We start from the raw sequence: 17,581 nt of genomic DNA, 5'->3' as shown, positions 1-17,581 counted from the left end.
CGGAGAAAAAATGGAGACCAGTATAACGAAAACTGAGGGCGCGGACTACGCACCCTCAGCATTGGAGAGGAAAAGAAAGTGATGCGACAGACAGTTTTTCAAGCTCAACTGTCGCGCAGAGGTCAGTTGATACCCAGAGTCTGAGCCAGGCGCGCGGCAGGCATATAGCCAGGCAGTAATGCGCCGCTTTCCAACACAATTGCCGGCGTACCATTAACACCGATCGACTGCCCTAACTGGAACTGATCGAGCACGCTGTTCTCACAACTTTTATTCGAGATAGTCTGACCGCCCTTGACCTTATCCATCAGTTCGTTTCGCTCATCACCCTCGCCACACCAAACAGAAACCATGGTGTTGTACGTTGCAGTGTTCGGCCCTCCTCTCGGAAAAGCCAGATAATTGACCTGAATACCCAATTTATTCAACTCAGGAACTTCACCATGAAGTCGACGACAGTAGGCACAATCAACATCCGTGAATACCTGAATAGTGGCCTTACGCTCACCCTCCGCCGGATAGATGATCTGCTCTGCAACAGGTACTTGAGCCATGACCTCAACCCGCATCGAGTCCTGAGCTTTCTCAGTCAGATTAACCAAACCCATCTCAGGATCAATTTCATAGAGGTGTCCGACAACAAAGTGTTTACCCTCCTGATCCATATAGAGAAAATCACCACCCTCAAGCACCACCTCATAGAGCCCCGGCAACGCCGAATCCTCTATTGATTTCACCAGCAGCCGGGAGTCCACTTTCTGAAGCTGCTGCAGAAGGAGATCCCGCACTTCATCCGTAACTGCCATAGCGGCATTACCCATCAGGCTCACCAACAGTACAGCAGCCAACATCAGCTTGTTCATAAACGCCTCAACTCAAGAAGGATAGTCAAAAATAGGAGCATAATATCGACCAAAAGTTCAACCCCGGGGGTGGTGCTGCTGGTGCAGATCCTGCAACCTCTGCGTCGCTACATGTGTATAGATCTGTGTGGTCGACAGATCAGCATGCCCCAGCAAAAGCTGCACCACACGCAGATCAGCACCATGATTGAGCAGATGAGTGGCAAAAGCATGCCGCAGCACGTGCGGCGACAGGGGCTTATCTACCCCTGCCGTCTGCGCATGCCGCTTGATGCGATGCCAGAAGGTCTGACGCGTCATCATCTGCCCTCGCCGACTCGGAAACAACACCTCTGAACGCACAGAGCCCAGCAACAAAGGGCGTGATTGTTTCATATACTGCTGTATCCACGCCAGCGCTTCATCACCGACAGGTACCAGCCGTTCCTTGTCGCCCTTACCGATAATTCTGATCACCCCCTGGCGGAGGTTCAACTGCTCCAGCTCAAGCGTCACCAACTCGGTGATCCGCAGCCCTGCCGCATAAAGCAGCTCCAGCATCGTACGATCCCGCAACCCCAGTGTATCCGACACATCAGGTGCCGACAGCAGGGACTCAACATCCGACTCACTCAAGGTTTTAGGCAAGGGCCGCCCACGACGTGGACTATCGATATTCAGGGTTGGGTCCTGCTCCACCAACCCCTCACGCAACGCAAAACGATAGAATCCACGCAAGCAGGAGAGCAAACGAGCCGTTGAGGCGCTTTTTAGTCGCGCTTGCATACGCCAGGCCAGATGAGACTGCAGGTGCTGCCGATTGGCCTGTAAAAGACTGCTGCGCTGCTCACCCAACCAGGCTGCAAAATGATTAAGATCCTTGCGATAGGCCACAATGCTGTTATCACTGAGGCCCTTCTCCAGCCACAAATGCTGGCAGTACTCTTCTATCAACTTCCGCGCATGCGCATCCGGCTCAAGTGCCGTGAGTCGCAGATCTACGGTCAACGATAAACCTCCAGTGCACTGATACGATCAAGCGATACAGGATATTCTGCAACACCTCTGTTGACACGTTGCTCAACCCGCAGATTACCGTCTTCAAGACTGATCAGGCGCCCCTCCACACGCTTACCCATCACAGTATAAAAACGTACAGGCAGCCCAGTATATTGCCCCAGATCATCCGGAGAGGTCGCCTGAAAACGACGCTCCGGCCGCTCTGTGGGGCGTGCCGGAATGCCCGGCATCAGCATCGCAACTTCATCAGCAACCTCACCCATCTGCCCAGACTCTACGGGATTCGGATCCTGATCCAAGCGTTCAACCGGATCTGCCTCGGCGAAAGCTTCCTGATCAGAAATCGAAGCAACCTCATCCGACTCAGCTACAGATTCCGATGCAGGTTCTGACACAGCTGCAGGTGAGCGCACCACAGGTGCTTGAAGTAGATCTTCCCAATTTATATCTCTCAGCAGCAGGGTTCTGTCATTTACATTCAAGACGGGATTGAGGCGCTCCAGCAATGCATCCACATTCTGTGCCATCATGACTATTTCCGGTCCCACCCCGCCCGGAGGACTGATGATAAACTCCAGCCTCGCATCAGGACGATTCAGTTCCAGATACAGATCAGACAGGATATCATCCAGATAGATACCCTCACCCATCAACCACTGCCTGAAAAGCCCTGCATGCAGCTCCAGATATTCCTCCTGGGACACTCCGGCACGTGCTGCACAGAACTCCGCCTTGCGCTGGTTGTAACCTGAATCAGTATAATTGAAGGCTAGACGATTCATGCGCATGGTACCCATCATCATCTCAGGTGATATCGGTCCGGCTGGAACCGTCAAGCGTGCGCTGGTCCCGACTGATGCAAAATCACGCATCTGTATATCACTATCGGCACGGATTTCACCCATCAATTCATCAAACTGAAAGACTGTGTAGAAATCCATATTCATGCGCCGGATATTCATCTCACCCAACGCCGCCAGGTCCAGTCGAGATATATCACCACATCCCAATGCCTCTGGGCTGATAAAATCCGTTCCCTCCATCAACTGGGCCTGCTGCTCCAGTTCACGCAACCAGGGCGAGTTCAGATTAATACCAAACCCCTCCACTGCCATACTGGCCTGATCTGGAAATCGCCCCTTTTCAAACGCGCCGCCGGGATCCATCAGAAATAGAGGGTCGCTGCTGCGAAAGCTGATAGCATCGATAGTAAAAGAATCTGACTGGCCATTCGGCATAGCGCGGAGGCCATTAACCCGAATTTCGGAAAGTGGATTGACATAAAGGCCACTGTATTCAATCTGCATGACAGGACGCATCTCCGCAATTACTGCGTCTACCTGCCGCTTCACCTGATACCAGTAAAAACCGTAGCCTCCTGCCACTACCAACAGCGCCAGGAAGAGCACACCGGCCAGTAACCCGAGCTTGCGCATAACAACAATCCTTCAATGGTCTTTATCACCAATCATTCTAAATCGGTATGCGAGAAATGGCGAGAAATCCGGTTCAATATCCATTCATTCAAACTAACAAGGCCACTAAAACAAAAAAGGCGACCCCCAGGGTCGCCTTTTTTATTTCCGGTACCGAGTCAAACTCAGCCCAGTTTTTCCTTGATACGTGCAGACTTACCACTACGCTCACGCAGGTAGTAAAGCTTAGCCTGGCGCACATCACCGCGGCGAACCACACTGATGCTTTCCACGACTGGACTGTAAGTCTGGAAGGTACGCTCAACGCCCACACCATGGGAGATCTTACGAACAGTGAAAGCAGAGTTCAGGCCACGGTTACGAATGCCGATCACTACACCTTCAAAAGACTGCAGACGGCTACGCTCGCCCTCAACAACTTTAACCTGTACGTTAACAGTATCACCCGGTGCGAAAGGAGGCACCTCTTTACTCATCTGTTCAGCTTCGATCTGCTGAATAATTGTACTTTTGCTGCTCATCGCTCGCTCCTGTAAATTTAACCGCACGCCTCACCGGCTTCGCGGATATATTCGCTTAACAGCGCCTGCTGCTCCGGGTTCAGATCAATCCTGTCCAGCAAATCCGGTCGTCTTTCCCAGGTTCTGCCCAGCTGTTGTTTCAGCCGCCAGCGCCTGATATGTTCGTGATTTCCGCTCAGAAGCACCTCCGGTACATTCATACCATCGAGCACTTCCGGCCTGGTGTAGTGAGGGCAATCCAGCAGACCATCAAAAAACGAGTCTTCAACCGCTGAATCCGCATGTCCCAACACACCCGGCAGCATCCGCGAAACCGCGTCAACCACCACCATGGCTGGCAACTCACCACCACTCAGAACAAAATCACCTAACGACCACTCCTCATCAATCTCAGCTCTGATCAGACGCTCATCAATACCTTCATAGCGTCCAGCAACCAGAATAAGACTGTCAGCAGCGGCCAGTTCACTGACACCGGCCTGATCCAGCCTGCGCCCCTGAGGTGAAAGGTAAATCACTTTCACCCGACCTTTTGCCTGTTCCTTTGCGGCTGCAATTGCATCGCGCAGAGGCTGCACCTTCATCAGCATGCCTGGACCACCACCATAAGGCCGGTCGTCCACCGTCCGATGCCGGTCATGCGCGAAGTCGCGCGGATTCCAGCAACTGACATCCATCAAGCCGTTACGTACAGCTCTGCCGGTGACACCGAAGCGAGTAACCGCCTCAAACATCTCCGGAAACAGCGTTACAATTCCAAACCACACAACTCAGAACTCCGGGTCCCAATCAACCCGCATCAGTCCCTCGTCAAGATTAATCTCTTTGATCACCTGATCCGGCAAATAAGGAATCAGACGCTCCTCGCGGTCAATACTCTCCGCAGTGCCTCTGACAACCAGTACATCATTCGAACCGGTTTCCATCAGATGATCCACCCGTCCCAGCAACACGCCGGATTCGGTATATACCAATAGATTTTCAAGTTGATGCCAGTAATACTCGTCTTCACCCGGCTCAGGCAATACAGACAGCGGTACCAGAATATCCAGTCCGCAGAACTGCCTGGCTTGTTCCGGTGAATCCATACCGGCCAACTTGGCAATCAAGCCTTTTCCGTGGGGCTTCCACTCTTCCACTTTAAGTGTCAGAAGTTCGCCACCACGCTTTACCTGCCAGGGTTGGTAGCCGAAGAGACCGTTCATCGGATCAGTATAGGAAAACACCTTTACCCACCCTTTGATGCCATAGACAGAGGTCAGTCGACCTACTACTGTCAGCTCTTCAGACATCGATTCTTACCCCTTGCAGGTTCGCCAAGCCAGCTTACTGTGCGGCTTTGCGTGCGTCTTTCAGCAACTGAGCAACACGCTCAGACGGCTGAGCACCTTTGCTGATCCAGAACTCTGCACGTTCCAGGTCAACACGCAGACGCTCTTCCTGTCCCCGGGCTACAGGGTTGAAAAAGCCCACCCGCTCAATAAAGCGGCTGTCACGCGCAAAGCGTGAATCGGCAACGGTGATGTGATAGAACGGACGCTTTTTGGCGCCGCCGCGAGACAAACGAATAGTGACCATGCGCTGGACCCCTTTATTTCGCAAGGATGGGTTTTGAGATCGCCCATCGTTTAATTTCCCCAGCCAGCTCACTGTGTAAGCCTGCGGACTGAGGGCCAATCTAGAATTAGAGGCGCGGATTGTACGCCAATTAATCAGTCATTGAAAGCCTGCAGCCTTCATATTCAGCCAGCAAAACGCTAGAAGCGTGGAAAACCGCCACCCATCCCCTGAGGCAGCATCGATTTCATGCTGCGACCGAGCTTTGCCATACCAGCTTTGTTACCGAATTTTTTCATCATCTTCGCCATCTGCTTGTGCTGTTTGAGCAGACGGTTAACATCCTGAATCTGTGTACCTGAACCCATCGCGATGCGACGCTTGCGAGAACCCGAGATGATATCGGGGTTACGGCGCTCGCCCGGCGTCATCGAATTGATGATCACCGCCATCTGCATCATGCCCTTTTCGGCCTGAGCAGACTGCGCTGCCTGCGCCATCTGCCCCATACCCGGCAGTTTTTCCAGCATCGACATCATGCCACCCATGCTGTTCATCTGCTGTAGCTGCTCGCGAAAATCTTCCAGATCAAAGCGCTTGCCTTTGGAGATCTTGTTGGCGAATTTTTCAGCCTTCTCCTTATCGATCTTGTGTTCAGCCTCCTCGATCAGACTGAGCACATCGCCCATGCCAAGAATGCGCGACGCCACACGATCCGGATGAAAAGGCTCCAGCGCATCGGTTTTTTCACCAACACCCAGGAACTTGATCGGTTTACCGGTGATATGACGCACCGAGAGGGCCGCACCACCGCGTGCATCACCGTCTGTCTTGGTCAATATCACACCAGTCAGAGGCAGCACTTCATTAAAGGCACGCGCCGTGTTCGCGGCATCCTGGCCGGTCATCGAATCAACTACAAACAGAGTCTCGACCGGATTGATGGCGGCATGCAACTGACGGATCTCTTCCATCATCGCTTCATCGATCGCCAGACGACCTGCGGTATCCACCAGCAGTACATCATGGTGCTGCAAACGTGCATGGCGGATCGCTGAGTTGACTATATCAACGGGCTTCTGCTCGATATTGGAGGGAAAGAAGTCGACGCCGACCTCGCTGGCGAGCGTTTCGAGCTGACGAATCGCAGCTGGGCGATACACGTCGGCCGAAACAACCAGTACTTTTTTCTTTTTCCGCTCTTTCAGAAAGCGCGCCAGCTTGGCTACCGAGGTGGTTTTACCCGCTCCCTGCAGACCAGCCATCATGACCACGGCAGGCGGAGTTACGGCCAGATTGAGCTCGGCATTCGCCTCCCCCATGACACGCACCAGTTCTTCGTTGACGATCTTGACGAAGACCTGCCCGGGGCTCAGGCTTTTGCTGACCTCCGAACCCAGTGCACGCTCCTTGACGCCGTTGATGAACTCCTTAACCACCGGCAGCGCAACATCCGCCTCAAGCAGAGCCATGCGCACTTCGCGCAACGTCGCCTTGATGTTGTCTTCGGTCAGCCGGGCCTGGCCGGTGACACTGCGCAGCGTCTGTGTAAGCCGTTGTGACAGATTATCGAACATGTTTGCCTCTGTATCGCTGATCGACTGCTACCTGGGCACCCTGATTCCTGCAGTGATGATGGCAACAGATCTTTATCAAAACCCTTATTATACAGAAGGGGCCAGTTACACGGCACCTTATATTTCCTCTGCCTGAAGTTTATGCCAAACTTGGCGCCTTCAAAGGAGAGAATTCGGGATGCTCATAGTCACCACACTGATTGCGATAATTTGCTACACGGCCGCGACTGCTCTGCAGTGGCAGCGCTTGAAGCAGAACAGATCTGACACGCGCAATAGAGTTCTGGTACTGGGTCTGGCTGGCTTTATCAGTCATGGCGGAGCCGTTTTTCTGACACTGCATCAAACCGAAGGGGTCAATCTGGGGTTCTTCAGTGTCGGTTCACTGATCGCATGGCTGGTTGCGGCCCTCGTACTCGGAAGCAGCCTGCGCCAGCGGCTGGACAACCTGTTCATCGGCGTTTTTCCGATAGCCATACTTGCACTCGCACTTGCTGCCCTGCTGCCTGACAGCAGTGAATATCGTGCCTTTGAAAGCGGACTGCTGGTACACATCCTTCTGTCTATTCTGGCTTACAGTATTTTTACACTGGCCACACTGCAGGCCATTCTTTTGTCTCGGCAAGAGATAGCACTCAAGCACCATAACACCCGCGGACTGGTGGCCAGCCTGCCTCCTCTGCAACTGATGGAAAGACTCCTGTTCGAAATGCTCTGGGTTGGTTTTATCCTGCTGAGCCTGTCACTGCTAAGCGGCATGCTGTTTGTGGAGAACCTGTTTGCCCAGCATCTGGTGCACAAAACCGTCCTTTCAATCGCAGCCTGGGTCATCTATGGCATTTTGCTTGCTTGCCGTCATTTCCTCGGATGGCGCGGCAACCGTGCCATCCACTGGACAATCGGCGGATTCATTCTGCTGATGCTGGCCTTTTTCGGATCAAAACTGGTACTGGAACTTCTGCTCTGAGCCCGACAAAGCTATTGACAGTTAATCTCTGTCACCAGAGAATGATCCCCCATTTGGTAATTAAAGGCTCTAACTCTTGGAAGATGCGTCGATAGGCTCACTGCTGATCCTACTTGGGTTTCTGATTTTGCTGTCTGCTTTTTTCTCCAGCTCAGAAACATCGATGATGTCACTTAACCGCTACCGGTTACGCCATCTGGTCAATAACAAGCACCGCGCCGCCACCAAGGCCAGCCTGCTTCTGGAACGCCCGGACCGCCTTATAGGCGTCATTCTGATCGGCAACAACTTTGTCAACATCCTGGCATCGGCTATCGCGACAGTTATCGCCGTCCGTTTGTGGGGTGATGCCGGGATTGCCATTGCGACCGGCGCTCTGACGCTGATCATTCTGGTTTTTGCCGAGGTGACGCCAAAAACACTGGCAGCCCTGCACCCGGAGCGCATCGCTTTTCCCGCGTCATTTGTTTTGACCCCTCTGCTGAAAGTCATGTACCCACTGGTCTGGGCAGTCAACTCCATCACCAATGGTCTACTGCGACTCCTCAGGATCAAGGCCGCCGACACCAATGGCGACCACCTCAGCACCGAAGAGCTGCGCACACTGGTCAATGAAGCCGGAGCCCTACTCCCCAAACGCCACCAGTCAATGCTGCTGGGCGTGCTTCAGCTCAATGATGTCTCGGTGAATGACATCATGATTCCACGTAACGAAGTGGAAGGAATAGATCTGGAACATGACCTGGATACGATCCTGGAGCAACTGTCAAAAACCAGCCACACTCGACTGCCCATCTATCATGGTGATATCAATAAAGTGGTCGGCATTCTGCATATGCGCAACCTTGCCCAACTGATTCAGCAAGGCAAGGTGACCAGAGAATCCATCCTGCAGGTGGCACATGATCCCTATTTCGTTCCTGAAAGTACGCCACTGCAAACTCAGCTGCTTAATTTTCAGAAGAAGAGCCGGCGTATCGGAATCGTGGTAGATGAGTATGGGGATGTTGAAGGAGTTGTAACGCTGGAAGATATCCTGGAAGAGATAGTCGGCGAACTGTCTGAAGAGAACAGTGACCTGGCAGAAGATATTCATCCGCAGGATGATGGCAGCTACTTTATTGATGGCGGCGCTTATGTTCGCGATATCAACCGCGTCCTGAACTGGGATCTGCCCACTGACGGACCCAAAACGCTGAATGGGTTGATCACCGAAACGCTTGAATCACTGCCGGATGCCAATGTCTGCCTTGAAATATACAACTATCGGGTAGAAACGCTGCAGATCCAGGACAAGTGCATCCAGACTGCACGTATCCTGCGCATCAACAATCCTTCCTGATAATATTCAGAACATTATCCGAGACAGTACCCGCCAGCCTTTCCGGGCGTGGCGGGATATTTAATCCCGCCCCGAACCCCACATTCAAAAACTCTGTCAAAATATAGGCGGTCAGCCCCCAGATAATCTCACCGTCATACTCCCAGGCCGAAATCCTGTGCGTACGCCCCTCATAGATAAAGCTATCCATACGCTGCGCTTCATTTTCCAGAAAGAAGGAAACCGGCACTTTGAACACCTTATCCAGCTCGCCGGGATTCGGACGCAGTGGCAACTGCGAAGGGATCACGCCAACCCAGGGCGTCACTTGCAATTGATGCTTCGACACCACCTGCCCGAGCGAACCAATGATCTGAACTTTATCCTGACTGAGGCCTATCTCCTCTTCCGCCTCACGCAAGGCCGTATGCAGCAGATCAGCATCTTCCGGATCACGCTTACCGCCGGGAAATGCCACCTCACCACGATGTGTCGACAGCAGATGTGAACGCACGGTCAGCACAATTTCCGGGTCATGCACCTGATCTGTCATCACCACAAGAACGGCCGCTTCCATACCCTGAGCTCTTAACCGCCAGGGCCGATACTGCTTCAACCTCTTCGCCACCTGATCCAGCATGTACCCTCCTGTATACCCTTCTCGATCTACGCTCAAATCCTGTACAAAATGGGTCGACGTGGATTCTGCGATACGGCTAAAATGGGTGCAGACACAAGGAACCCGACCTATGAAGTTTTGTAGCCAGTGTGGCGCACACGTAACAAGCAGAATACCCGAAGGCGACAATCGCGAGCGTTATGTCTGCGGTAACTGTGGCACTATTCACTACCAGAACCCACGAATTATTGCCGGTTGTCTGCCAATCTACAACCAGCAAGTGCTTCTGTGTCGGCGCGCCATTGAACCTCGCTATGGATATTGGACGCTGCCTGCCGGTTTCATGGAAAATGGCGAATCAACCGAGGATGCCGCATTGCGCGAAACATTGGAAGAAGCAAATGCCGATGTCCTGATCCGCCAGCTCTACACAGTCACCTCCATCATGCATGTCAATCAGGTGCAGATGATCTATCTCGCCCATCTGCCGAAACCGGAATTCAGCAGCAGCGATGAGTCACTCGATGTTCAACTCTTCCACGAAGATGAAATACCCTGGGATGACCTTGCCTTTGAAACAATTCGCAACGCATTGCGCTACTATTTCGAGGACCGACGCCTGGGCACGTTTCCGCTGCGCCACATAGAGTTGGATATCAGCGAAAAGGGCAAGCTGCTCACGCGTGAAGGTACTGCGCAGTAATTGTGCCAAAAAGCCTTATAGATCTTCCAACCGCCAGACATCATAGGCCACCTCTTCATAGGGGTGCGCCTGCTTAAGGGTAGCAACCGCCTGCCTGATCAACTGATCATCACAGACCATCTCAACCTTCCACTCCGCCACTTTCTCCAGCGCGTCCTGCTTTCCGATATGCGGATTGCTGCCCGACAAGGGCCTGAACTGACCAGTACCCAGCGTCTGCCAGCAACAACCGTCATAGTCACCGATCCTGCCGACACCCGCATCAAACAGCGCCTGTTTGACAACCTCAAGATCAGCCTCAGGCACAAAAAAACATAATTTATACATAAATTTACCTCAACTATCCGGGATCGAAAAGTGGATAAAAAAAAGCCCGCAAGAGCGGGCGAGTAAGAAGAACTCTTTGAGTTTAGCGCAAACCGAGCACATCTTGCATGTCATAAAGACCAACCGGCTTATCCTTGAGCCAGGCTGCCGCTCTGACGGCGCCCTTGGCAAAGGTCATGCGACTTGAGGCCTTATGTGTAATCTCAATACGCTCGCCCTCTGTGGCAAAGAGCACCGTATGATCACCGACTATATCGCCTGCACGGATGGTTTCGAAACCTATCTCCTTCTCAGGACGTGCGCCGGTATAGCCCTGACGGCCGTAAACCGCACAATTTTTCAGATCGCGTCCCAGCGCATCAGCGACAACTTCACCCATACGCAATGCAGTGCCGGAAGGCGCATCCACCTTATGACGATGGTGCGCTTCGATAATCTCTATATCGTAACCGGCATCATCACCCAGTACAGTGGCTGCAATCTCGAGCAGTTTAAAGCAGAGATTAACCCCTACACTCATATTCGGTGCAAATACTATCGCCGTCTTGTCGGATGCTTTGCGCAGACGCTCTTTCTGCAGATCATCCAACCCGGTGGTTCCGATCACTATCTGCTTGCCATTGGCAGCACAGAACGCGACGTTACCCATCGACACCTCAGGCGAGGTGAAATCAATCAGCACATCGAACTGATCCAGCACTTGCTCAAGGCTCGGACTGAGCAGAATGCCAAGTTTGCCGATACCGGCAAGCTCACCCGCATCTGCACCCGACAGACTGCTTCCGGGCTCAACGATCGCAGCCGCCAGACGCACGCCGTCGGCCTGCTGGATCGCTTCGATGATAGTTCGTCCCATACGACCGGCTGCACCGGTGACTGCTACTCTGATCATGCGTTTACCATGCCCGAATCTGCTGACCTGATGATCAGGTCATATCCTCAAAGAATTTTTTGACGGAATCAAAAAAACCATGCCGCTTGGGGCTGTGCTTACCCTTGCCCTCTTCGGTCGCGTCCTGGAACTCACGTAGCAGCTCCTTCTGTCGACTGTTGAGGTTAACCGGCGTTTCGACGATCGCTCTCACCATCAGGTCGCCGGTTGAGCCACCACGGACAGGAGCAATGCCCTTACCACGCAGACGGAACAGCTTGCCGCTTTGAGTTTCAGAGGGGATCTTCAGCTTGACGCGACCATCCAGTGTCGGCACATCCAGCTCACCACCCAGTGCTGCATCAACAAAGCTGATAGGCACTTCGCAGAACAGATGTTTGCCATCGCGCTGGAAGATCGGATGCTCACGTACACTGACCTGAACATAGAGATCACCTGCAGGGCCGCCATTGCCGCCCGCCTCGCCCTCACCCGCCAGACGGATACGATCTCCCGTATCCACACCCGCCGGGATTTTGACCTGTAGCGTCTTGACCTTCTCGACACGACCATGACCATGGCAAGCAGTACAGGGATCCGGGATCACCTTGCCGCGACCATGACAGGTTGGGCAGGTTTGCTGAACAGAGAAGAAACCCTGCTGCATCCTGACCTGGCCGACACCGCCACAGGTACTGCAAGTACGTGGACTGGTTCCCGGCTTCGCGCCAGAGCCGTCACAGGTATCGCAGGCGACCAGAGTCGGGACACGCAGACTTTTTTCGCAACCGCGAACCGCCTCTTCAAGGCTTAGATCAAGGTTATAGCGAAGATCAGCACCGCGCTGCACACTGCTGCGCCGCTGACCGCCACCGCCCCCACCGAAGATATCGCCGAAGACATCACCAAAGATATCGGAGAAGTTGCCCTCGAAGCCACCACCATGGAAACCGCCACCACCTTGCCCTTGCACACCGGCATGACCAAACTGGTCATAGGCGGCCTTTTTCTGGGCATCTGACAGCACCTCATAGGCTTCGCTGAACTCTTTGAACTTCTCTTCCGCCTCAGGATTATCCGGATTGCGGTCCGGGTGATACTTCATGGCCAGACGGCGATAAGCTTTTTTGATATCACGATCGGATGAGTCTCGCGACACACCCAACAGTTCATAGTAGTCTTTCTTTGACATAATCCGAATCTGATCCGGTTGTAGACTTCAAATGAAGCCGGACACGACAACGCGGGCATAAGCCCGCGTCGCCACACATACCCTATCGAACAGGCGCGGACAGCTTACTTCTTATCGTCCTTGACCTCTTCGAACTCAGCATCAACAACATCGTCTGCTGTCTGCTTTTCTGTCGCATCATCTGCAGCAGAATCAGCCTGAGCCGCATCGGCATACATCTTTTCAGCCACAGAGGAGATCGCAGCCGTCAGGGCTTCGGTCTTGCTTTCGATGGCAGCCTTATCATCAGCTGTCAGCACCTCTTCCAGCTCAGCAATTGCCGCTTCAATGCTGGTTTTTTCGCTGTCGCTGACCTTGTCTGCGGCATCTTTCAATGTTTTCTTGGCCGTATGAACCATGGCATCGCCCTGGTTACGTGCAGTCGTCAGCTCTTCAAAGCGACGGTCATCATCGGCGTGTGCTTCAGCATCGCGGACCATTTTTTCGATCTCTTCATCACTCAGACCGGTTGAGGCCTTGATGATGATTGACTGCTGCTTGCCGGTTGCCTTGTCCTTGGCGGATACGTTCAGGATACCGTTGGCATCGATATCGAAAGTTACTTCGATCTGAGGGACACCACGTGGCGCCGGTGGAATATCTGCCAGATCAAAACGACCCAGTGATTTGTTCTGTGAAGCCTGCTTGCGCTCACCCTGAACGACATGGATAGTCACGGCACCCTGATTGTCGTCAGCAGTCGAGAACACCTGTGATTTCTTGGTAGGAATCGTGGTGTTCTTATCGATCACTGGTGTCGCAACGCCGCCCATGGTTTCGATACCCAGCGTCAGCGGAGTGACGTCGAGCAGTAGTACGTCTTTCACGTCACCAGACAGAACCGCTGCCTGAATACCTGCACCTATGGCAACCGCTTCATCAGGGTTAACATCCTTGCGCGGCTCTTTGCCGAAGAAATCTGTGACTTTCTTCTGCACCATTGGCATACGTGTCTGACCACCGACCAGGATAACCTCGTCAATCTGGGATGCAGACAGGCCGGCATCTTTCAATGCAATGCGGCAAGGCTCCATAGAGCGATCAACCAGATCCTCTACCAGCGACTCCAGCTTGGCACGCGTAACACGAACATTAAGATGTTTCGGGCCTGACGCATCAGCGGTGATGTAAGGCAGGTTAACATCTGTCTGCTGCGAGCTGGACAGCTCAACTTTGGCCTTCTCGGCCGCTTCTTTCAGACGCTGCAGCGCCAGAGGGTCGTTGTGAAGATCGATACCACTTTCTTTCTTGAACTGGTCTGCCAGGTAGTTGATCAGCGCCAGGTCAAAGTCTTCACCACCGAGGAAGGTATCACCGTTGGTCGCCAGTACTTCAAACTGGTGCTCGCCATCAACATCGGCGATTTCGATAATGGAGACGTCAAACGTACCACCACCCAGGTCATAAACCGCAATGGTCTTGTCGCCCTTGCTCTTGTCCAGACCATAGGCCAGTGCTGCAGCCGTTGGCTCGTTGATGATACGTTTCACCTCAAGACCCGCAATACGACCGGCATCCTTGGTTGCCTGGCGCTGCGAATCGTTGAAGTAGGCAGGTACCGTGATAACTGCTTCGGTCACTGGCTCGCCCAGATAGTCTTCAGCCGTTTTCTTCATTTTCTTCAGAATTTCGGCAGACACCTGCTGCGGCGCCATCTTATTATCTCTCACCTGAACCCAGGCGTCGCCGTTCTCAGCTTTGATAATTTTGTAAGGCACCATCTTGATATCTTTCTGCACTACGTCGTCACCGAAACGGCGACCAATCAGACGCTTGATGGCAAAAATCGTATTATCTGGATTGGTCACCGCCTGACGCTTGGCTGACTGACCGACCAGGATCTCACCATCATTGGTATAGGCAATGATGGAAGGGGTTGTACGATCACCCTCTGAGTTCTCGATAACTCTGGTTTTATCTCCATCAAGGATCGACACACAAGAGTTGGTGGTTCCAAGATCGATACCAATAATTCTACCCATTTTCTACTCCAGTATTTTGCGTCCACGAGCGGGACATGAATTCTGTAAAAATCGTTAACAGTTATATGGGGCCGCCTGAATCAATTTCAAGCGCTGACAATCACCCTTTCGCGACCATAACCATGGCCGGGCGTACCAATCGGCCATGCAGCGTGAAACCTTTCTGCATGACGGCTACAACACTTTTCGGCTCAGCATCAGGGGCATCAACCAACGACATGGCCTGATGCAGCTCAGGGTCAAACGGCTGCCCCTGAGGATCAACCATCTCGACGTTGAACTTGGTCAGAGCAGCGGTGAAGATACTCAGCGTCAGCTCATTACCTTCACGAATGGCCTGAATGCTTGGATCATCACCCTTGCAGGCATCAACCGCCCGCTCAAGGCTGTCAATCACCGGCAACAACTCAGCCACAAATTTATCCAGAGCGTATTTATGAGCCCGCTCGACATCCTGCTCGGCTCGGCGGCGAGTGTTCTGAATCTCAGCCTGTGCGCGCAGTTGCAAATCAGCCAACTGCCCTTTCAGGACTTTAATCTCTTCCATCGCCTGTAACTGATCCAGCCCCTTATCGGAGACCTGATCGGTAGACCCCGTATCTATCACATCATCAGCTGAAGCCATATCGTCGGCATTTGCCTGTGCAGAACCCTGATCACCAGCCTGAGGTGCCTGCTGCTTATCTGCATGCTCCTGAACATCAGCCTGATGTTGGTCTTGCTGCTCATTTGCCATCAGCTCTTCTCCCATTGTTCAATTCTTGTTACACAACTCGTTGCCACCGTATATGGGGATACACTCAGACTATTCAAGGTTAAATAGCGTTTTTTTGCGCTACATTTAACAACAGGGCTTGCAGGCAAAATCAAAATGCCTTATACATTAAACACTGTATAAATAACCATGTAGTGATGCCATGCTGACGCACCTGATCATCCGCAACTTTGCCATCGTAGACGAACTGGATATCGACCTTTCATCCGGCATGACCGTTATCAGCGGCGAGACCGGAGCCGGGAAGTCGATCATGCTGGATGCACTTGCCCTGACACTGGGGGATCGTGCCGACAGCGACACCGTCCGAAGCGGCGCAGAGCGCGCTGAAATCACTGCCATTTTCGATCTGCAACAGATCCCCGAGGCTCGCGAGTGGCTCCAGGCACAGGACCTCGATCAGGATGAGGAGGAGTGCCAGTTGCGCCGCATCGTTACCCGCGAGGGACGCAGCCGCAGCTATATCAACGGCCAACCAGTGCCTTTGGCCCATTTGCGTGAACTGGGTCAGTTTCTGGTCGACATTCATGGCCAGCATGAGCACCAGCGCCTGCTGAAAAAAGAGCATCATCGAACACTGCTCGATCAGTATGCACGCCAGACCGAATTGTCAGATCAGGTACGCAAGGCCTATCATGCCTGGCAGCGCCAGCAGAATGAACTGATCTCAAAGCGCGAACAGAATGCCGAGCAAGACGCTCGACTGCAGTTGCTGAACTATCAGATTGAAGAGCTGGACCAACTGGCCATTCAAGACAATGAACTACAGCAATTGGAGGAGGAGCAGCGCATGCTGGACAATGCCGGCACTCTGCTCAGCACTGGCCACCAACTGCTTGAAATCGCCAGTGAAGGTGAAAATGAAAATTGCATCAGCCTGCTCAGCCACTGCCAACAACTGCTGGCAAGCCTGAACAGCCAGGCACCAGCACTACTGCAAGCTGGCGATATGCTCAACAACGCCCAGATCCAACTGGAAGAGGCAAGCCGAGAAATTCGACACTACCTCGACCTGGTCGAGATCAACCCACAGCGTCAGTTGGAAGTGGAAGAGCGCCTGACACTGATTTACGATGTTGCCCGCAAGCATCGCGTACAGCCTGAACAGCTACTTGAACTGCATCGCTCACTGCAGGGAGAGTTGGATGAGATCCAACGCTCCGATGAAATACTGGAAGAGATGGAGTTGGCCGTAACCGCCGCGCACGAGGATTATCTCACCAAGGCAACAGCCCTCAGCTTGCAGCGCAACAAGGCGGCAGTGACGCTCAACAAAGCAGTGGACCAGCAGTTACACAGTCTGGGCATGATGGCTGCCAGCTTTACGGTTTCCCTTCAGCCACTGGATGCCAGCAAAGGCAGCGCCAACGGCATGGAGGAAGTTGAGTTCCTGATCAGCACCAACAAAGGGCTGCAAGCCCGCCCTCTGGCCAAAGTCGCCTCAGGGGGTGAGCTGTCACGTATCAGCTTGGCGATTCAGGTGATCACTGCCCAGACCAGCGCCACACCGACCCTGATCTTTGATGAGGTGGATGTCGGCATCGGTGGCGCCATTGCCGAAGTAGTCGGAAAAATGCTCAAGGAGTTGGGACAACGCACCCAGGTACTCTGCGTGACTCACCAACCTCAGGTGGCAGCGCAGGGGGATCAGCACCTGTTTGTCAGCAAGCAAGCCAAGGGACAGCTGACACAGACTCGCATCAATCTTCTGGATGAAAACAAGCGCATTCAGGAAGTGGCCCGTATGCTCGGTGGAATAGAACTCACCGAAGCCACCATCCTGCATGCCCAGGAGATGCTGAGCCCAAGCTGATTATTCAGCAGAGGCTCTC

Annotated in this window: 18 protein-coding genes; 4 read left to right on the top strand and 14 right to left on the bottom strand. The window is 53.2% G+C overall.

Annotated features, from left to right (window positions below; translation table 11 throughout):
- Window positions 1-122: 122 nt before the first annotated feature.
- From ACK3CJ_RS02185 to ffh, 8 genes are all read right to left on the bottom strand, one after another.
- Complete coding sequence (locus ACK3CJ_RS02185) at window positions 123-863, bottom strand: thioredoxin fold domain-containing protein (RefSeq protein ID WP_409524763.1); 741 nt, start codon at window positions 861-863, stop codon at window positions 123-125.
- A 57-nt stretch (window positions 864-920) separates the two neighbouring features.
- Window positions 921-1,796 (bottom strand): site-specific tyrosine recombinase XerD, encoded by an 876-nt coding sequence (gene xerD, locus ACK3CJ_RS02180; protein ID WP_409526533.1) that lies wholly within the window; start codon window positions 1,794-1,796, stop codon window positions 921-923.
- A 50-nt stretch (window positions 1,797-1,846) separates the two neighbouring features.
- Window positions 1,847-3,298 (bottom strand): hypothetical protein, encoded by a 1,452-nt coding sequence (locus ACK3CJ_RS02175; RefSeq protein ID WP_409524762.1) that lies wholly within the window; start codon window positions 3,296-3,298, stop codon window positions 1,847-1,849.
- A gap of 164 nt (window positions 3,299-3,462) precedes the next feature.
- Window positions 3,463-3,819 (bottom strand): 50S ribosomal protein L19, encoded by a 357-nt coding sequence (gene rplS / locus ACK3CJ_RS02170; protein WP_409524761.1) that lies wholly within the window; start codon window positions 3,817-3,819, stop codon window positions 3,463-3,465.
- A 17-nt stretch (window positions 3,820-3,836) separates the two neighbouring features.
- The gene (gene trmD, locus ACK3CJ_RS02165) at window positions 3,837-4,586 is read right to left on the bottom strand and encodes a tRNA (guanosine(37)-N1)-methyltransferase TrmD (protein ID WP_409524760.1); all 750 of its coding nucleotides are present in this window, start codon (window positions 4,584-4,586) and stop codon (window positions 3,837-3,839) included.
- 3 nt (window positions 4,587-4,589) lie between these two features.
- A complete protein-coding gene (gene rimM / locus ACK3CJ_RS02160; protein WP_409524759.1) occupies window positions 4,590-5,111 on the bottom strand; it encodes a ribosome maturation factor RimM in 522 nt (173 codons plus the stop codon).
- Window positions 5,112-5,145: 34 nt separating this feature from the next.
- Window positions 5,146-5,397, bottom strand: coding sequence for a 30S ribosomal protein S16 (gene rpsP, locus ACK3CJ_RS02155; RefSeq protein WP_151705230.1), 252 nt, complete (start codon window positions 5,395-5,397; stop codon window positions 5,146-5,148).
- Between the two features lie 179 nt (window positions 5,398-5,576).
- A complete protein-coding gene (gene ffh, locus ACK3CJ_RS02150) occupies window positions 5,577-6,953 on the bottom strand; it encodes a signal recognition particle protein (protein WP_409524758.1) in 1,377 nt (458 codons plus the stop codon).
- Between the two features lie 178 nt (window positions 6,954-7,131).
- On the opposite strand from ffh, the gene ACK3CJ_RS02145 reads away from it, so the two are divergent.
- Both ACK3CJ_RS02145 and ACK3CJ_RS02140 read left to right on the top strand, forming a co-directional pair.
- Window positions 7,132-7,920: a cytochrome C assembly family protein gene (locus ACK3CJ_RS02145; protein WP_409524757.1), complete on the top strand. Its 789-nt coding sequence runs from the start codon at window positions 7,132-7,134 to the stop codon at window positions 7,918-7,920.
- 76 nt (window positions 7,921-7,996) lie between these two features.
- Window positions 7,997-9,262 carry an HlyC/CorC family transporter gene (locus ACK3CJ_RS02140; protein ID WP_409524756.1) on the top strand — a complete coding sequence of 422 codons (1,266 nt, stop codon included), beginning with the start codon at window positions 7,997-7,999 and terminating at the stop codon, window positions 9,260-9,262.
- Here the strand turns inward: ACK3CJ_RS02140 and ACK3CJ_RS02135 are convergent.
- Window positions 9,246-9,881 (bottom strand): CoA pyrophosphatase, encoded by a 636-nt coding sequence (locus ACK3CJ_RS02135; protein WP_409524755.1) that lies wholly within the window; start codon window positions 9,879-9,881, stop codon window positions 9,246-9,248. The genes ACK3CJ_RS02140 and ACK3CJ_RS02135 overlap by 17 nt on opposite strands.
- Window positions 9,882-9,990: 109 nt before the next feature.
- On the opposite strand from ACK3CJ_RS02135, the gene ACK3CJ_RS02130 reads away from it, so the two are divergent.
- A complete protein-coding gene (locus tag ACK3CJ_RS02130; RefSeq protein ID WP_409524754.1) occupies window positions 9,991-10,563 on the top strand; it encodes an NUDIX hydrolase in 573 nt (190 codons plus the stop codon).
- A gap of 15 nt (window positions 10,564-10,578) precedes the next feature.
- Here the strand turns inward: ACK3CJ_RS02130 and ACK3CJ_RS02125 are convergent, their stop codons facing one another.
- The 5 genes from ACK3CJ_RS02125 to grpE all read right to left on the bottom strand — a co-directional run bounded on the left by ACK3CJ_RS02125 (window position 10,579) and on the right by grpE (window position 15,725).
- A complete protein-coding gene (locus ACK3CJ_RS02125; RefSeq protein WP_409524753.1) occupies window positions 10,579-10,890 on the bottom strand; it encodes an NGG1p interacting factor NIF3 in 312 nt (103 codons plus the stop codon).
- Window positions 10,891-10,972: 82 nt separating this feature from the next.
- Entirely contained in the window at window positions 10,973-11,782 is an 810-nt protein-coding gene (gene dapB, locus ACK3CJ_RS02120) for a 4-hydroxy-tetrahydrodipicolinate reductase (RefSeq protein ID WP_409524752.1), read from the bottom strand.
- A gap of 34 nt (window positions 11,783-11,816) precedes the next feature.
- Window positions 11,817-12,953: a molecular chaperone DnaJ gene (dnaJ, locus tag ACK3CJ_RS02115; RefSeq protein ID WP_409524751.1), complete on the bottom strand. Its 1,137-nt coding sequence runs from the start codon at window positions 12,951-12,953 to the stop codon at window positions 11,817-11,819.
- Window positions 12,954-13,057: 104 nt separating this feature from the next.
- Entirely contained in the window at window positions 13,058-14,974 is a 1,917-nt protein-coding gene (gene dnaK, locus ACK3CJ_RS02110) for a molecular chaperone DnaK (protein WP_409524749.1), read from the bottom strand.
- A gap of 100 nt (window positions 14,975-15,074) precedes the next feature.
- Window positions 15,075-15,725: a nucleotide exchange factor GrpE gene (gene grpE / locus ACK3CJ_RS02105; protein WP_409524748.1), complete on the bottom strand. Its 651-nt coding sequence runs from the start codon at window positions 15,723-15,725 to the stop codon at window positions 15,075-15,077.
- Window positions 15,726-15,891: 166 nt separating this feature from the next.
- Here grpE and recN point away from each other — a divergent pair, with 166 nt between their 5' ends.
- Window positions 15,892-17,562 (top strand): DNA repair protein RecN, encoded by a 1,671-nt coding sequence (gene recN / locus ACK3CJ_RS02100; RefSeq protein ID WP_409524747.1) that lies wholly within the window; start codon window positions 15,892-15,894, stop codon window positions 17,560-17,562.
- Window positions 17,563-17,581 lie beyond the last annotated feature (19 nt).

It is taken from the genome of Nitrincola salilacus, from assembly GCF_046271865.1.
GTDB lineage: Bacteria > Pseudomonadota > Gammaproteobacteria > Pseudomonadales > Balneatricaceae > Nitrincola > Nitrincola salilacus.
The sequence above is the reverse complement of the archived record's forward strand: the minus strand, read 5'-3'. Positions and strand labels throughout refer to the sequence as shown.

Bases quoted from the DNA above. Each gene is read 5' to 3' on its own strand.
- ACK3CJ_RS02185 (WP_409524763.1), bottom strand. From the start codon at position 863: ATGAACAAGCTGATGTTGGCTGCTGTACTGTTGGTGAGCCTGATGGGT.
- ACK3CJ_RS02175 (WP_409524762.1), bottom strand. From the start codon at position 3,298: ATGCGCAAGCTCGGGTTACTGGCCGGTGTGCTCTTCCTGGCGCTGTTG.
- rplS (WP_409524761.1), bottom strand. From the start codon at position 3,819: ATGAGCAGCAAAAGTACAATTATTCAGCAGATCGAAGCTGAACAGATG.
- rimM (WP_409524759.1), bottom strand. From the start codon at position 5,111: ATGTCTGAAGAGCTGACAGTAGTAGGTCGACTGACCTCTGTCTATGGC.
- rpsP (WP_151705230.1), bottom strand. From the start codon at position 5,397: ATGGTCACTATTCGTTTGTCTCGCGGCGGCGCCAAAAAGCGTCCGTTC.
- ffh (WP_409524758.1), bottom strand. From the start codon at position 6,953: ATGTTCGATAATCTGTCACAACGGCTTACACAGACGCTGCGCAGTGTC.
- ACK3CJ_RS02145 (WP_409524757.1), top strand. From the start codon at position 7,132: ATGCTCATAGTCACCACACTGATTGCGATAATTTGCTACACGGCCGCG.
- ACK3CJ_RS02135 (WP_409524755.1), bottom strand. From the start codon at position 9,881: ATGCTGGATCAGGTGGCGAAGAGGTTGAAGCAGTATCGGCCCTGGCGG.
- ACK3CJ_RS02130 (WP_409524754.1), top strand. From the start codon at position 9,991: ATGAAGTTTTGTAGCCAGTGTGGCGCACACGTAACAAGCAGAATACCC.
- ACK3CJ_RS02125 (WP_409524753.1), bottom strand. From the start codon at position 10,890: ATGTATAAATTATGTTTTTTTGTGCCTGAGGCTGATCTTGAGGTTGTC.
- dapB (WP_409524752.1), bottom strand. From the start codon at position 11,782: ATGATCAGAGTAGCAGTCACCGGTGCAGCCGGTCGTATGGGACGAACT.
- dnaJ (WP_409524751.1), bottom strand. From the start codon at position 12,953: ATGTCAAAGAAAGACTACTATGAACTGTTGGGTGTGTCGCGAGACTCA.
- dnaK (WP_409524749.1), bottom strand. From the start codon at position 14,974: ATGGGTAGAATTATTGGTATCGATCTTGGAACCACCAACTCTTGTGTG.
- grpE (WP_409524748.1), bottom strand. From the start codon at position 15,725: ATGGGAGAAGAGCTGATGGCAAATGAGCAGCAAGACCAACATCAGGCT.
- recN (WP_409524747.1), top strand. From the start codon at position 15,892: ATGCTGACGCACCTGATCATCCGCAACTTTGCCATCGTAGACGAACTG.